Source organism: Rickettsia endosymbiont of Ixodes scapularis, assembly GCF_000160735.1.
Lineage (GTDB): Bacteria > Pseudomonadota > Alphaproteobacteria > Rickettsiales > Rickettsiaceae > Rickettsia > Rickettsia tamurae.
On record NZ_CM000770.1, the window covers coordinates 391,557 to 407,237 of the forward strand.

A 15,681-nucleotide genomic window follows, 5' to 3' on the forward strand; every position below is an offset into this window, starting at 1 on the left:
TTGACAAATGTTAACGTTTTTTATATTTTGTTGACGAATTAGTTAAATTTAAGTAATAATATGCCAGTACATGACATCACTTCTCATTTAATTAAGCAGAAGTATACAATGATTAAAACATCATGTGAGTTAAACCAAGATATGGGTGAGATTTATAGTCTCACGCCTCATCCAATACGATATACTTGCCTTAACTATTTAAAGTTATTATCTCTACCTATATCGCTAGCATTTTATGTAACAAAGCTTTGTTTTACGGCTAATCCAGTATGGACATGGATCGAGGTTAATATTTTGTATAAGAAGATGGATCAAGCAATAGCCAAAAAAATATTACACGGCTTACCTGACGAAATAGAAACAGATCAAAATATACCTAAAATTGTCGAGTATGTATTTAAAAAATATGAAAAAAATCCTACATTAACCCCTCTTACTGAATCTACATTTACACAAAAATTTTTAGCAAAGATCGGTAAATATATTCCTGCTTTTTCTAAAATAGTAAAGTTTTGGAATGAAGGAGGAATTAACTATTCTGATGAAATACAAACAAAACGAGAATTAATTGACTTTATTTATAAACAAATTGTTTCTAAAGCTTATGAAGTAGGTAAAAAAGGAGGGAAACTTGAAATAACGGATGTGAAAGCACTTTTCCCAGAGATAAATTTTGAAGAAAAAATCAATGCTGAATCAGAAAATCTTGAAATAGAGAAAGTAGAAGTAAGTAATGAAGAGCCTTTAATTTGTAAATTATCTATTGATCAAAAACACGAGGAAGCTACGATTACTACTAATGCAAATAATGGTATTAACCCATTAGTAAACTTACTCATGTTAAAAGCTTTATATGATAGAATTCATCAAGAAGCACTAAAAACTTATGTTGAACATTGTTTAGCAGAAATTCAGATATCTAAAAATCAAGAAATACTTAAAAACTTCCAATATGAAGATTCTTTAGCAAGATTACAATTATACGGTAATTATAATTATGATAACAATGATACGTATATCTTTGAACAACCAGTATCTTATTTAGGTCAAAACTACGAGCATTTAACAGCACCGATCACTTGTTATTAAAGCGTTATTTCTGCAAGCGGGAAGTAAGAAAAAGCCTATAAAAACCAAGTTTTTTATAGGCTTTTTTTGTCAATAATGCATAGTAAGGTTATTTTTTTGGATTCCTACTTTCGCAGGAATGACATCGGTATCCACACAACAATATAGCATAGGCAATTAAGATAGTGATATTAATAAAAGAATATGGTAAAGTAATTAGAAAATAGTTATGCCAAGTCCATATTCATATGATTTAAGAAAGAGAGTGATTCAATATATTGAGTCAGGGAAAAGAATAATAGAAGCAAGTCAAGTATTTAATATTAGCCGTAAAGTAATATATGATTGGAAGAAATTAAAGAAAGAAACAGGAGATGTTCAATTAAAAACTGGCTATCAAAAAGGGCATAGTCATAAAATAACAGATATGGAAGGATTTAAAAAATTTTTGGAATCTAATAAAGATAAAAGCAGTCGAGAGCTAGCCATCTTGTATCCTAGTAAAGTGTCAGCAAGAACTATAATAAACATGATTAGAAAAGTTGGTTACAGCTATAAAAAAACTTTTCTTCATCCCAAAAGAAATCATAAATTAAGAAATGAGTTTATAGAAAAGATAACCACCATAGACAAAGATAAACTAGCGTTTTTGGATGAATCAGGAATAGAAGATAATGCGTGTCGAGAACATGGCTGGAGCCCAAAAGGAGAAAGATGTTATGGTGAAAAGTGGGTTTGTCAGATTTTTTGTGTAAGTACGATTTCTCCATTTGCCCAATTTTGTAAATTAGTATCACAAAGTATAGCAAATTGATTTAAAGCCATGGCCCAATTCTTAATAGGCATTGTCCATTTTTTAGAAGCATTTGTCAATGCTAAAAAGATTATTTTCTGAATCGATTTATCATCTGGAAATACCCCCTTATTTTTTATAATTTTACGAATTTGACGGTTAGTTGATTCAATAGCATTAGTAGTGTAAATCGCCTTTCTAATGTCTTCCGGAAAGCTAAAGAACGGAGCTATTCCAGACCAATTTCTCTGCCATATATCAAAAATAACTGGATATTTTTCATCCCATTTTTTAGCAAAATTTTGTAATTCTCTTAATCCCTCTGCTTCATTTATTGCAGAATAAACTGCCTTTAAATCAGCTGTTACCAATTTTAAATCTTTATATGATACGTATTTTACAGAGTTTCTTACCATATGAACAATACACAGTTGTACTGTGGTTTTTGGGAAAATGCTATTTATTGCTTCTGGAAAACCTTTAAGACCATCAACACACGCAACATATATTTGTTCTACACCACGATTCTTCAGTTCTGTTACTACTTGCATCCAAAATTTAGATCCTTCATTCTTGCCTATCCAAATACCTAATAGTTCCTTCTTGCCTTCTATATTCACGCCAATATCTAGATAAACTGCTTTATTTATTATTATATGATTGTCTCTTGCCTTAACATGAATACAATCTACATTATAGGATATACACTATCAAGTGCTCTATTCTGCCACGCAGTAACTTCCTCTAAAATGCCATCAGTTACCTTTGATATTAACTCAGATGATACTTTGGTGGCATATAGTTCTTCTAAGTGCCCTTGTATTTCTCGAATAGTCATTCCCCTAGCATATAAAGATATTACTTTATCATCAAATCCTTCAAATCTCCTTACTCCTTTTGGAATTAGTTGAGGTTCAAATTCTCCTTCCCGATCCCTTGGCACTTCTACTATCAATTTACGACCCTCGGAATCTATTAGAGTCTTTTCATAATTGCCATTACGTCTATTATCTGACTCCTTGGTATTCTTAGAATGCTTCTCATAACCTATATGAGATTCCATTTCTTTTTCTAAAATCTTATTTACTATCTGCTTTTTAATTTCCTGAAATATTCCTTCTTTGCCAAATATCTCAGATGGATCACTTTGTGATAGTATTTCTGATACTACTTTTTCTATAGTCGGATTTGATACTTTACTCTTATTCTTCATATTAGCCTCATGTAAGTTGTTTTAATTAATTTTATTCTTAACTATTTTTATAACTTACACAAACTTTCTGACACCCCCGAAAAAGTTTATCAGCACAAACACAGAATTAGTATGATTGCTGGCCTATGTAATAGCAATAACCTTACCTGCTTAAGCTATACTTCTGTATGCTCCGCTCCTCGTCTTACAGACCGATTACTCTTTTCCAAGTTGATCTTCGTATCCCAACTCTTCATTTCACAGGAATATATATTTTCGTTGCTAGTTATTTTTTGGGGTGGAATATCAGTAGAAGTAAGTGGCAGTGTTGTCGGCCATTTTGGTCGTTTTGAAGTTATTCTCCATTTTAGAATATCAAGTAAGGTTTTAGGGATCAATATTGAAAAACATATTTTTATTTAGATAGATCTTCCTTTCGGTTTATTAGAGCTTTTAACTTGTTCAGCAAAGGATTTTGTCTCTTTATTTGTTGGTTTATGAATAAATCCTCTAGTTTTTTCTCCTATCAACATGGCTTCTTGAAGTATGTCTTTTGGTAGTTTAGCTATAGATGCTGATATTTCCGGAATTTGTTTTATTTCTACCGTTATCTTTTTTTCTTTATTTATATCTCTGCCTATTACTTCATCTAGTGGAACATTTTTATAATCTGCAAGAGCAACAATTGCTCCCATGTCAGGCATTTTTGTACGACCGTCTAGAAAATTTTTCCACGCTGTTTCATGGGTGCCTGTTTTTTCACTTAACTTATACGGGGTTATATTGTCTGTTTCTAATATATTCAGTACAAATTTTTTAAAATTATTTCTAATTTCTTCTGGACCATCTTTATTTGTTTCTGATATATCGTTAATCCGATTAAATCTTTCTTTTGATCTTATATCTTCGCTCATTATTTTTTCCTGTAAAATTTACTCCTAAAAATTGAGAGTTAAAATAATTTTTTTAAATGATAAGAATTTATGATTTTTAAGAGGCTATCTATGAAATTATTTTAATTGATAATTAAAGAGATTTTATAGCGAAAATTAATAAGATTTTTGAAGGAATAGCTACTCCTATTTCAAAAAAATCTTATAATTTATAGCAAAAAATAATTTCGATAGCCTATTAGACTTATTTATTAATATATAACTAATAAATAGTAAATAGAAGATAATTATAATGAAAATAATAAATTTAAGCTATTTAATTAAGTATTTAGGTCTTATATATGAAATTTAAATTAATCTATTTTAACTTTTTTTGTCACAAATTACTTACTACATGACAATTTTTAGAGATGTAAGGACTAAAGGATTGAATTTTGCTGATAATTCATGATGATAACGGGGAAAGAACTTGGTTTACATATGAAAGATCATTCCGCCCCTCTAATCGAATTATTACAAAAACATATTTCGCTTAATTTATCAAGAGCAAAATGTTTAGGATTATTTATCATTTCAATGCTTAACAGCAGGACAGTAAACATGTCATTGTTATGCAATAGAATGCCGTCTGGGATTAAAGCAGCTTCATGGTATAGAAGGATGCAAAGATTTATCTCTGAAATCTCAATATCATGGAGAGTATTACCTGTTATGTTAGTCATGATGACTGGGTTTGAGCAGGAGCAAAAATGGGTATTGTGTTTAGATAGAACGAATTGGAAATTTGGTAAACGACATATAAATATTTTATATTTAGCTGTCAGTTTTCATGGTATAGCGATCCCCCTTTTTGGAATTTTCTAAGTGATAAAAAGTGTGGTAACTCTGATTATATTGAGCGTATTGATCTGATGGAGTGTTTTTTAGAAGTTTTTGACAAARACCGCATTGAAGCATTAACCGCTGATAGAGAATTTATAGGTAAGGAATGGCTCTCTTGGCTTAGAACAAATCAAATAAGATACGTTTTTCGAGTTAGAGAAAATAGACAATATATCAGTAATGCAAGGGGAAAAATGGTTAAAATACAAGAGTTATTTCGCCCTCTAGCCATAGGATCGCATGTGAGTTTGTCACAACGTAGAATTGGTACAAAAGGTGAAATATTTAATGTAGTAGGGATCAGAAATAAGAAGAGTGAACTTGCAGTCTTAATACATAGTGATGAGATCAAAAATCCTGCTGAGATATATGCTCAAAGATGGCAAATTGAAACAATGTTCAAAGCTTTTAAATCAGCAGGATTCAACTGTGAAGCAATTCATATTACTAATGATTTACGATTAGATACATTGATGCAAATATTGTCTATTGCATTTTGCCTAGCTTATCAAACTGGAGAGATTATAGTTTTAGATAAACCAATAGTTATTAAAAAACATGGTTATAGGCAAAATAGTATATTTCGTGTTGGATTGGATTAGATACATTGGTTAATATCTTGTATAATATTTCTACTCAATTAGTACGTTGGATACAGCTGTTGTCCTTGATATTCCAATATCCAAAGATGATAAAATGAAAAATTGTCATGTAGTAAGAACAAATTATAAAATTTTTCTGTAATAGGAGCCATGTCTTTTTAAAATCTTATAATTTTAATATAAAATAACCTAAGATTTATAGTAAAAGAAGTTGAATTATATTCAATTTATAGGAAATATTTTAATGTCCCCCTTCGGGGATAAGAAATCCCTCGCCTTCAGGCGAAGGGAAGATATAATGAAATTGCTTTAGCAATGAATTTATATCAAGAAACATGAGAAGTTATAGAAAGAATAGTCATAGTCAGTATGATTTAAAAGTACATCTTATATGGATACCAAAATATAGGAAGAGAGTATTGATAGGCAAAGTAGCGGAAAGGGCTAGAGATTTACTAAGGCAGATTTGTATGGAACATGAAGTATATATAATTTCAGGGAAAATATCATGTGATCACGTGCATATGTTTATCTCATATAAATCACAAATATCTCTTAGCAAGTTAGTACAGTATTTAAAAGGTAGTAGCTCAAGAATTTTATTGCAAGAATTTGCTCATTTAAGAAAACAATTTTGGGGCAATCATTTGTGGGCTAGGGGCTATATGGCGGTCAGTTCAGGTAATATAACTGATGAAATGATACAGCACTATATTGATGAACAGGAAGGTGAACCTGTGAATGATGATCGATTTCTAATCGATTCCACTTTATAACCCCTCAGCTTATAGCTGAGGGTTCTTTAGTTTTTTAAAAACATATCTCATATCGTAAATGGGTTAGCATTAGCGGTATTCACTATAATTCTTAAAAAAATAAAATATTTCCTATAAATTGAATATAATTCAACTTCTTTTACTATAAATTAAATTTCAGATGCAGAATCTAAGATATTTTAAAAAGATTATATAAATTAAAAATTGTTTTTTCTGCATATTGATCATTTATTAATAAGGTAATTTTAACTTCTGATAATTGTATCATGTTAACATTTATATTATCTTTCATTAACTTTGATAATATCGTTTCAAGTAATTTACAATCATTTTTAATCCTATAACCAATAAGAGAGATTGTAGCAATTTCGGTATCAAAAGTAAAATCTTGTATCTGCTTATCATCTTTTAAATTAGTAAGTAAAGCTTGTAAATTATTTTTATCGGTTAAATTTGTAATAAAACTATATTCTTCATTATTTTTTATCTCTTGCATAAACTCAATATGATTATTATTTTGTGTAATCATATTTGCAACTTGCAAAAAACTTAAAGAAATGCTCTTTACAGATATTTTTAATAAATTTTTATTAGAAGTAATGCTATTAATAATTCCATTCTCCATATTTTTATCCTTTGAAGTAATTAACGTACCTTCTGTATTCGGTGAAAATGTTGAAAGAACACGCATATCTATTTTATACCGCATTACTAACTCTACGGCTCTATGGTGTAGTACTTTTGCTCCACTTGATGCTAGTTCTAACATTTCTAAAAAATCTATTTCTTTTATCTTCTTGGCATTTGGGATAATTCTTGGATCAGCAGTAAATATTCCCTCTACATCGGTATAAATATCACATCTATCGGCTTTCATAGCTGCAGCGATTAAGGCGGCAGTAGTATCGGATCCTCCTCTGCCTAAAGTGGTTAACCTATTGGATTTGTTAGTTCCTTGAAAACCGGCTATTATAGGGACGGTATTTAACTGTAAATATTTTTCTAGTAAATCTGTAGTAATTGATTCTACTAAAGCTTTACTATGATTATTATCGGTGAGAATCGGTAATTGCCAAGCTAGAAATGATCGTGCTTTTATGTCTTCTTCTTGAAGAGCTAATGCAAGTAATGAAGCAGTGACTATTTCGCCGCTAGAAAGTGCTACATCATATTCTGCAAATTGAGAAATGTTATTAAGGCTTGATACTTCATTACACAATGTGACAAGTTGATTAGTAACACCTGCCATAGCCGAAACTACTACAATTACTTGGTTATTTTTAGCTATTTCGGCTTTTATGATAGGAACGATTTTTTTTATTCTATCAATATTTGCAACGGAAGTGCCACCGAACTTTTGAATTATTAAGGCCATAAGTAAAGGAAGCCTAATAGAATATTATGTTATATAATTAATTTCCGCCTGTTGTCTCGCTTGGCATTGTTGCGTGGATTGGTAAAATCCACTGTGTCACTCCGTGGCTTGACCACGGGGTCCATAAAAACAATTTAAAATACTAATATTATTAGTATTTTAAATTGAATACCGTGGTCAAGCCACGTATTACACCGAGTGTGTTTTTCAATCCACGCAACAATGCCATAAAAAGCATTTTTCGTTCCACGTAACACTAGTAGATCAAACCGCAATACTTAAGCACTTGCAATTTCTTTAACATTCACGATTTTATGATTTCGCTTAGTTAAAAATTCTACTTTACCTTCTATCAAAGCAAATATTGTATGATCTTTGCCAAGCCCTACATTCGTTCCAGGATGAATTTTTGTACCGCGTTGTCTAACTATAATATTACCGGGTATTACATATTGTCCATCGGCTTTTTTAACTCCCAGCCTTCGACCGGCCGAGTCTCTTCCGTTCCTAGAACTACCACCGGCTTTTTTGGTTGCCATTTTATAATTCCTTTTAAGTTATTATTATTGTTTGGTAATATCTAATATTTTTAATTCCGTCAATTCTTGACGATGACCGGCTTTACGACGATAATTTTTTCTACGCTTTTTCTTAAAGACTATAATTTTATTATCTTTAAGTTGGTTAGTAATTTCAGCCGTAACGACAGCCCCTTTAACTATTGGAGTACCAATAAAAGAAGGCTTTGAGTATTCGCCAATCATTAAAATTTGATCAAACTGAATTTTAGAGCCAAGTTCTCCATCAATTTTTTCGACTTTAATAATACTATTTCTGTCTACTTTATATTGTTTTCCACCTGCTTTTATAACTGCGAACATGAAAACTATCTCTTTAAAAATTTATAAATATTTGTCGTATCATATTATTATATTAGAAATTAGTCAATGATCTTTTTTAATAGAAAATCTATTGTCGAATATCTATTAACACAAATATGATTGCGTATTGAGTTACCGCAGCAAATATTGCGGCTAGCAAATCATCAAGCATAATGCCGATACTGCCCTTAATATTTTTGTCAAACCAATTAATAGGCCAGGGCTTTACTATATCAAAAAATCGGAATAGACAAAAAGGTAATATGAAAAGTAATATAATATTTATTGTTAGCGGACTAAAATATTTAATTAAATGCGATTCATTAGCAAATAAAGCGGAAAAAAATACTAAAACGATAGTTAGCATTTGCCCTACTACTTCATCAATTACCACTTCTTTAGGGTCTTCTGAATTTGTATAATTTAAATATATTTTAGTAAAATAAGTGCCGAGTATTAAGAGTATCAAACATATGCTAAAGCTTATAATAAATATACTGACAAGTTGAGCTTCACCGAGAGTAAGACTTGAGAAAGGAATGATTATTTTGTTATTAACAATAAAATATATTAAGAAGTAACTTAAAGGAAAAGCAGCAATCGACCCAAAAGTGCCTGGGCAGTATTTTATTTTTCCGATATAAAAAAAAGTAGCAAAAAATTCTGAAAATTGTTTTTTAGTAAACATTTCTTTAATTATTTTATCCTAGATTAGAGCTATAATATCTTATATAATAAAATTTTAACTTATACAGCAAAAATATCATGGGAATGAGCTTTAGCCATTTATAAGTAGCAAAAAATTCTGAAAATTGTTTTTTAGTAAACATTTTTTAATTATTTTATCCTAGATTAGAGCTATAATATCTTATATAATAAAATTTTAACTTATACAGCAAAAATATCATGGGAATGAGCTTTAGCCATTTATTAATAGTTTTATTAATTATTTTTGTATTATTCGGTGCCGGCAAATTACCGCAAGTCATGTCCGATCTTGCCAAAGGTCTTAAAGCTTTTAAAGACGGCATGAAAGGCGACGGTAGTGATAATGATAAAAACAAATAATTAACTCGATGTCATCGCCTGCGTGGATACCAAATCCGTCATTGCGAGGAAATTGCATAGCAATTGACGAAGCAATCTCAGGAGTGTGTTATTATTTTATGAGGTTGCCACGCAGCCTACGGCTGCTCGCAATGACGACTCAGGTATCTACGCAGGCAACGCCCTAATTCCCTGAAACAGTAGAATATACACCATTCTCTTTCCTAATAATATCATATTGTCTCTGAGCTACTCCATCGATGAAATGAATATTACCGGATAAACCTATATAAGGTTGTCTACTGTTTATTCTATTTAGAAACCTTTCGGATGCAAATTCATTGCCTATATAGTTTGCAGTCATACGTCCTAAATCATAAGAAAGGAGATGCATGAAACCCATATGGTTAATACCTAAGTCTTTTGCCCTATCTGGAACGTTGCTATTGAGTAAATTTAAAGAGCCGGTAAAGCTAATATCGATATTTTCAGGGTAATCGATATCAATACGATTATCACCGATTAAAATAGCTTTTTTATCTAAATTATATTTACGAATACTATCAGAGAGTAGGTTTAAATTTTTTGGATCGTCTGATAGATAAATAACCGGTTTTGTCGTGTCGCTACGTTCATTTATAATATCGGTATTGTCTGAAATATTTCTTGCGGCTTTTGCTATAGATTCAGGATTATCCTCATAAAATTCAGTGCGTGATAATGATGCATTTTTCTGAATCAATATATTTTGCATTACTTGACTAATAGTTTGCGAATGCTTCCCTTTAGGTAATAATACCATAAAATCTTTATGGTCGTTACTTGCGTAATAATTGATGATGCGTATCAGTTGTTTTAAAGGTGCATGACCGAATACAAATAATTTATCTTCTGCAAGAGCCGGATTATTTGACATAGTTATTATAATAATATCATTTGCCTTTGCTTTTTCGGCTATTAGAGAGGTAAAGTTAGAATATAGAGGACCTAAAATAATCTTAGTTTTACGTGCTACTATTTTATCCATAGCGGCTAAAACGTTTTTTTCGTCTGAACCGTCGTAAGAAGTAACATGTATGTAAGATTTGATTCCGTCGTTAAGTCCCATTTTAATTAAATCTTTATATTGTTTCCCGACAATACTATCAGGACCCTGATTTTGCATTAAAATTGCAATCTCAATTTCTTTTTGTTCTTTTTTAGGAAAAATTATAGGTTCTTCTTTAGGAGTTTGACAGGATGTTAAATATATCAAACAAAAAAATGATAGAACGATTCGTAGTTTATGTTTTATACTAGCCATAATATTACTTAAAATTTAAAAATTATGATTAGACATCTTTCTAGACCAGCTTATAGAGAGGAATTTAAAGGAGACACGGAACGCAGCACCGCAGCGTATATAGACATACGTGAGGATGCGAGTACCGGATCGACGTCTAAATTACCTCTAAAAGCGAAGTTTGGAAAGATGTCTTTAAAACCGGGATTATATATTGTTTCAACACCAATCGGTAATTTTGAAGATATAACGCTTCGTGCTATATCGACTCTAAAAAACTCAGATATTATTTTATGTGAAGATACTAGAATATCACAAAAATTGCTAGCAAAACATGACATTCATACAAAATTACAAATTTATAATGATCATAGTGACGAGAAAGATAGAGAAAATATTATAAGTTTAATAAAATCGGGTAATATAGTAAGTTTAATTTCTGATGCAGGGACTCCTTTAATTTCCGATCCTGGCTATAAGTTAGTTAGAGATATACGCAATCTTAATTGTCATATAGACGTAGTACCAGGGGTATCTGCACCGGTTACTGCTCTAACTTTATCAGCTCTTCCTACTGATCGATTTTTATTTCACGGGTTTTTACCTAAAACTATAGAAAGTAAAAAAAAGATTTTTTCTGAACTAGTAAATCTTAAGGCTACTTTGATTTTTTTTGAAATAGCCCCTCGCTTGATAAATACCTTATCGGTAGCTAAAGAAATACTGGGGAATCGAGAAATATGTGTAGTTCGTGAGTTAACTAAGCTATATCAAGAAACAAAAACAGGAAATATAGATGAAATAATAGAGTTCTATCAAAATAATATTTTAAAAGGTGAAATAGTATTATTGATTTCAGGAAATATACAAGAACAAAACCAACAAAAAAATTTAGAAAAATTTATAGAATTTTGCTTAAGTAAAAACTTAAGTAGCAAAACCACTACCGAACTTGCTTATGACAAATTCAAAGATGTGTATAGTAAAAAAGAAATATATAGATTGGTGAATGAGAGTAAGTAGAGTAACTTGCTTACGTTATTGTGTGAATCAATTCCACCACTGTCACCCGTGGCTTGACCACGGGTGACAATTAACAACACACAGCAAGCGTACTAATGACAGCCGCAACCTTTTTTAGGCTTATTTTTTTCTACCGAATCTTCAAGTTTTTTACCGGCTGCCTGCATATCTTGACCTGCTCCTTGCATTGTATTACAAGCACTTGTTAAGAAAGTTACAGCTACTAATATAGAAGTTATAAGTATAAGTGCTGAACGCATAAATTTTACCTTTATCAAATTGAGCTTAGATATTATGAAGTAAGCAAGAAATTGTCAACTTGAAAATGCATTAATATAATACTCACAATACTCTTTAATAGGGCAGATATCGCAATCGGGTTTTCGGGCTTTACAAATATATCTGCCGTGCAGAATTAACCAGTAATGGGCATGCGTTAGCCATTTCTCATCGATAATCTGCAGTAGCTCTTTTTCTACTATTTCAGGACTATTACCTTTAGCAAACCCAATCCTTTTGGCTACTCTAAACACATGCGTATCAACTGCCATTGTCGGCATACCGAATAAGCAGTTTAGTACAACATTAGCAGTTTTTCTGCCAACGCCCGGTAGTTTAACTAATTCCTTAAAATCATTTGGTACTGAAGCTTGATAATTGCTTATCAATATTTTACATAATGCGATAATATTTTTTGCTTTGCTATTAAATAGTCCGATAGATTTTATATATTTTTTAAGCCCTTCTTCACCGAGTTCTAGAATTTTTTCCGGTGTATCGTAAGTTTCAAATAAAGATTTAGTCGCTAAATTTACTGATACATCGGTGGCTTGAGCAGATAATATTACCGCTACTAATAAGGTAAAATCATTCTTATATATTAATTCGGTTTTCGGATTTGGATTATTCTTGCTAAAAATCTCAAAAATTTTATTAACTATTTGTGCTTGCATATATTGCTATAGAAAGTGTATTCTAGGTTCTGTAAGCATTTCTAAAAAGATTTAATTTTAGTTATTTTTTGCTGCAAATTATAAGATTTTTTGGAAATAGGTATACTATTCCTACAAAAATCTTATTAATTTTCGCTAAAAAATATCTTAAAATAGTAAATTAATTAGAAATGCTTACAGAACCTAGAAGATAAATTATTGAGTATTAAAATGCTAGAAAATAAAAATTTTGAATTTATAAAAAATGAAATAAAAAACAATAAAGTAGTATTGTTCATGAAAGGTACTAAAGAATCGCCTGCATGCGGATTTTCAGAAACCGTAGTAGCTATTTTGAATAAATTAGGTTTGGAATTTCGTGATATTAATGTACTTTTTGATGCTGAATTACGTGAAGATTTAAAAAAATTTAGCGACTGGCCGACATTCCCCCAATTATACATTAACGGAGAATTAGTCGGTGGGTGTGATATTGCTAGAGAGTTATATCAAAGCGGCGAACTTGAGAAGATGTTGAAAGGTTGAGATGTCATACCGTGGCTTGTCCACGGGATGACAAGCTTTATAAAAAACCATGAATAAATATTTAGAATATCCAGAAGTAGAAAGTAAAGAGCAGGCGGCAAAGAAGTTAGTAGTATTACTGCACGGTGTTGGTTCGGATGGACACGATCTTATAGGACTTGTGCCTTATATTAAAAACGATTTACCTGACTGTCATTTTATTTCCCCGCACGGCATCGAGGCTTATGATATGATGCCTTACGGTAGACAATGGTTTAGTTTACAAGATCGTAGCCCGCATATTATAGCAAAGCTAATTGCAAATAATGTTTCTAAACTTGAGGATATAATAAAACAAAAACAAGAAGAGCTAAATCTAACTAACAAAGATACTATCATTATCGGTTTTTCTCAAGGTACTATGATTGGTCTATATTTAACTCTGATTCAGCGAGAACCGTTTTTTTGTACTATAGGTTTTTCGGGAGCATTAATTCCGCCTATGGAAGTTAATAATAAGCTTACTCCTATATGCTTGATTCATGGGGAATTAGATGAAGTGGTCGGTGTTAGTGAGATGTATAATGCTTCAAACTATTTATCTAAGCTTCATATAGAGCATAGCGGACATAAATTAACGTCTCTTGCTCATTCAATAGATGGACGGGGGCTTGAGATTGCGATTAATTTTATAAACACATGTCATACCGTGGCTTGACCACGGTATGACAATGAGAGCGTTGAGGCATGCAACAAAACTAAACCATATGAGGATGAATGAATATTTTTAATAATAATTTACATGAAACGGATAAAGAGATTGATAAAATAATAAGGCATGAAAAGCTACGTCAAAGTAGCGTAATCGAGCTTATTGCATCAGAAAATTTCGTAAGTTCTGCTGTGCTTGAAGCTCAGGGGTCTATTCTGACTAATAAATATGCGGAAGGGTATTCAGGTAAGCGTTTCTATAACGGTTGCGAGGAAGTAGATAAAGCTGAAAATTTAGCTATAGAGCGAGTAAAAAAACTCTTTAACTGTAAATATGCAAATGTGCAACCTCATTCAGGCTCACAAGCAAATCAGGCTGTATATCTTGCTTTATTACAGCCGGGCGATACAATTCTTGGTATGTCCTTAGATAGCGGCGGACATCTAACACACGGTGCAGCCCCTAATATGTCCGGTAAATGGTTTAACGCCGTTTCTTATAGCGTAAATAAAGAGACTTATTTAATCGATTATGATGAGATTGAACGTTTAGTGGATTTACATAAACCAAAATTACTTATAGCTGGTTTCTCTGCCTATCCTCGTAATATTGATTTTGCAAGATTTAGAGAAATAGCGGATAAAGTTGGAGTATATTTTATGGCAGATATTGCTCATATTGCAGGACTTGTTGCCACAGGCGAGCATCAAAGCCCTATTCCTTACGCTCATATTGTTACCTCTACCACTCACAAAACACTTAGAGGACCGCGAGGTGGTTTAATTTTATCTAACGATGAAGAAATAGGCAAAAAGATAAATTCTGCATTATTTCCAGGACTACAAGGTGGTCCGTTAATGCATATAATCGCTGCAAAAGCCGTAGCTTTTTTAGAAAATTTGCAGCCTGAATATAAAAGTTATATTCAGCAGGTAATAAGTAACGCTAAAGCTTTAGCAAGTAGCTTGCAAGAAAGGGGATATGATATATTAACAGGTGGTACCGATAATCATATTGTTTTAGTGGATTTACGTAAAGACGGAATCACGGGTAAGCTTGCCGCAAATTCTTTGGATAGAGCAGGGATTACGTGTAATAAGAATGCTATTCCGTTTGATGAAGCTTCGCCTTTTATCACTTCAGGTATTCGCCTTGGTACTCCCGCATGTACTACTAGAGGCTTTAAAGAAAAGGATTTTGTATTAGTCGGTCATATGGTAGCAGATATTTTAGACGGCTTAAAAAATAATGAAGATAATAGCGAGCTTGAGCAGAAAGTATTAAATGAAGTGACAAAATTAATTAAATTATTTCCGTTTTATGGCTAATTTAAATAAACGACCTGATTGGATAAAAGTAAAAGCTCCTAATTCTACAGAGTACTATAATACAAAAGATTTAATAAAAAATCTGAGATTAAATACTGTGTGCGAGGAAGCTACTTGTCCTAATATCGGTGAATGCTGGTCAAAAAGACATGCAACCGTGATGATTTTAGGTTCGGTTTGTACTAGAGCTTGTAGGTTTTGTAATGTCAAAACGGGTAGACCGGATTTACTTGACCCGCACGAACCGCAAAGGTTAGCGGAGGCGGTACAAAAGTTAAATCTTAAGCATGTAGTAATTACTTTCCGTCGATCGTGATGATCTTGAGGACGGCGGAGCTTCACATTTTGCGGAGTGTATTAGCGAAATCCG

At 31.8% G+C, this 15,681-nt stretch carries 18 protein-coding genes and 3 pseudogenes; 12 read left to right on the top strand and 9 right to left on the bottom strand.

Annotated elements, in window-relative coordinates; translation table 11 throughout:
- Positions 1-60: 60 nt before the first annotated feature.
- Together REIS_RS02010 and REIS_RS10865 are read left to right on the top strand one after the other, a co-directional pair.
- Positions 61-1,089: a hypothetical protein gene (locus REIS_RS02010; RefSeq protein ID WP_008579579.1), complete on the top strand. Its 1,029-nt coding sequence runs from the start codon at positions 61-63 to the stop codon at positions 1,087-1,089.
- Between the two features lie 208 nt (positions 1,090-1,297).
- A complete protein-coding gene (locus tag REIS_RS10865; RefSeq protein ID WP_050755349.1) occupies positions 1,298-1,882 on the top strand; it encodes an IS630 transposase-related protein in 585 nt (194 codons plus the stop codon).
- Here the strand turns inward: REIS_RS10865 and REIS_RS10870 are convergent.
- Positions 1,807-3,074: pseudogene (locus REIS_RS10870) on the bottom strand (IS256 family transposase). The gene REIS_RS10865 and the pseudogene REIS_RS10870 sit on opposite strands and share 76 nt — an antisense overlap.
- 398 nt (positions 3,075-3,472) lie before the next feature.
- Positions 3,473-3,967, bottom strand: a complete 495-nt coding sequence (locus REIS_RS02025; protein ID WP_008579583.1) for a helix-turn-helix domain-containing protein — start codon at positions 3,965-3,967, stop codon at positions 3,473-3,475.
- 426 nt (positions 3,968-4,393) lie between these two features.
- Between REIS_RS02025 and REIS_RS02030 the strand changes: the two genes are divergently transcribed.
- The 3 genes from REIS_RS02030 (at position 4,394) to tnpA (ending at position 6,206) form a co-directional block, all read left to right on the top strand.
- On the top strand, positions 4,394-4,810 hold the full coding sequence (locus REIS_RS02030) for a hypothetical protein (RefSeq protein ID WP_008579584.1): 417 nt from the start codon (positions 4,394-4,396) through the stop codon (positions 4,808-4,810).
- Between the two features lie 47 nt (positions 4,811-4,857).
- Positions 4,858-5,430 (top strand): transposase, encoded by a 573-nt coding sequence (locus tag REIS_RS02035; protein ID WP_008579585.1) that lies wholly within the window; start codon positions 4,858-4,860, stop codon positions 5,428-5,430.
- Positions 5,431-5,765: 335 nt separating this feature from the next.
- On the top strand, positions 5,766-6,206 hold the full coding sequence (tnpA, locus tag REIS_RS02040) for an IS200/IS605 family transposase (RefSeq protein WP_008579210.1): 441 nt from the start codon (positions 5,766-5,768) through the stop codon (positions 6,204-6,206).
- Positions 6,207-6,375: 169 nt separating this feature from the next.
- Here tnpA and REIS_RS02045 read toward each other — a convergent pair whose 3' ends face one another.
- From REIS_RS02045 to REIS_RS02060, 4 genes are all read right to left on the bottom strand, one after another.
- Positions 6,376-7,581: an aspartate kinase gene (locus REIS_RS02045; RefSeq protein WP_008579586.1), complete on the bottom strand. Its 1,206-nt coding sequence runs from the start codon at positions 7,579-7,581 to the stop codon at positions 6,376-6,378.
- A 278-nt stretch (positions 7,582-7,859) separates the two neighbouring features.
- Complete coding sequence (rpmA, locus tag REIS_RS02050) at positions 7,860-8,120, bottom strand: 50S ribosomal protein L27 (RefSeq protein WP_008579587.1); 261 nt, start codon at positions 8,118-8,120, stop codon at positions 7,860-7,862.
- Positions 8,121-8,144: 24 nt separating this feature from the next.
- A complete protein-coding gene (gene rplU / locus REIS_RS02055) occupies positions 8,145-8,462 on the bottom strand; it encodes a 50S ribosomal protein L21 (RefSeq protein WP_004997480.1) in 318 nt (105 codons plus the stop codon).
- Between the two features lie 88 nt (positions 8,463-8,550).
- The gene (locus tag REIS_RS02060) at positions 8,551-9,150 is read right to left on the bottom strand and encodes a phosphatidylglycerophosphatase A (protein ID WP_008579592.1); all 600 of its coding nucleotides are present in this window, start codon (positions 9,148-9,150) and stop codon (positions 8,551-8,553) included.
- Between the two features lie 218 nt (positions 9,151-9,368).
- On the opposite strand from REIS_RS02060, the gene REIS_RS02065 reads away from it, so the two are divergent.
- Positions 9,369-9,530 (top strand): Sec-independent protein translocase subunit TatA, encoded by a 162-nt coding sequence (locus REIS_RS02065; protein ID WP_008579594.1) that lies wholly within the window; start codon positions 9,369-9,371, stop codon positions 9,528-9,530.
- A gap of 163 nt (positions 9,531-9,693) precedes the next feature.
- Here the strand turns inward: REIS_RS02065 and REIS_RS02070 are convergent, their stop codons facing one another.
- Positions 9,694-10,812: a penicillin-binding protein activator gene (locus tag REIS_RS02070; RefSeq protein WP_008579595.1), complete on the bottom strand. Its 1,119-nt coding sequence runs from the start codon at positions 10,810-10,812 to the stop codon at positions 9,694-9,696.
- Positions 10,813-10,830: 18 nt separating this feature from the next.
- Between REIS_RS02070 and REIS_RS17695 the strand changes: the two are divergent.
- Positions 10,831-10,989 (top strand): annotated as a pseudogene (locus REIS_RS17695) (palindromic element RPE1 domain-containing protein); the annotation flags it as partial.
- Positions 10,981-11,814 carry a 16S rRNA (cytidine(1402)-2'-O)-methyltransferase gene (gene rsmI / locus REIS_RS02075; protein ID WP_008579596.1) on the top strand — a complete coding sequence of 278 codons (834 nt, stop codon included), beginning with the start codon at positions 10,981-10,983 and terminating at the stop codon, positions 11,812-11,814. The pseudogene REIS_RS17695 and the gene rsmI, both read left to right, overlap by 9 nt.
- A 92-nt stretch (positions 11,815-11,906) precedes the next feature.
- On the opposite strand, the gene REIS_RS02080 is transcribed toward rsmI, so the two are convergent.
- Together REIS_RS02080 and nth are read right to left on the bottom strand one after the other, a co-directional pair.
- Positions 11,907-12,074 (bottom strand): entericidin A/B family lipoprotein, encoded by a 168-nt coding sequence (locus tag REIS_RS02080; protein WP_008579597.1) that lies wholly within the window; start codon positions 12,072-12,074, stop codon positions 11,907-11,909.
- 54 nt (positions 12,075-12,128) lie between these two features.
- Positions 12,129-12,767 carry an endonuclease III gene (gene nth, locus REIS_RS02085; RefSeq protein ID WP_008579598.1) on the bottom strand — a complete coding sequence of 213 codons (639 nt, stop codon included), beginning with the start codon at positions 12,765-12,767 and terminating at the stop codon, positions 12,129-12,131.
- A 210-nt stretch (positions 12,768-12,977) separates the two neighbouring features.
- On the opposite strand from nth, the gene grxD reads away from it, so the two are divergent.
- From grxD to REIS_RS16880, 4 genes and pseudogenes are all read left to right on the top strand, one after another.
- Complete coding sequence (gene grxD / locus REIS_RS02090; RefSeq protein ID WP_008579599.1) at positions 12,978-13,292, top strand: Grx4 family monothiol glutaredoxin; 315 nt, start codon at positions 12,978-12,980, stop codon at positions 13,290-13,292.
- 49 nt (positions 13,293-13,341) lie between these two features.
- Complete coding sequence (locus REIS_RS02095; protein WP_008579600.1) at positions 13,342-13,989, top strand: hydrolase; 648 nt, start codon at positions 13,342-13,344, stop codon at positions 13,987-13,989.
- 59 nt (positions 13,990-14,048) lie between these two features.
- Positions 14,049-15,311 (top strand): serine hydroxymethyltransferase, encoded by a 1,263-nt coding sequence (gene glyA / locus REIS_RS02100; RefSeq protein ID WP_008579601.1) that lies wholly within the window; start codon positions 14,049-14,051, stop codon positions 15,309-15,311.
- Positions 15,304-15,681, top strand: a pseudogene (locus REIS_RS16880) (radical SAM protein); the annotation flags it as partial. The gene glyA and the pseudogene REIS_RS16880, both read left to right, overlap by 8 nt.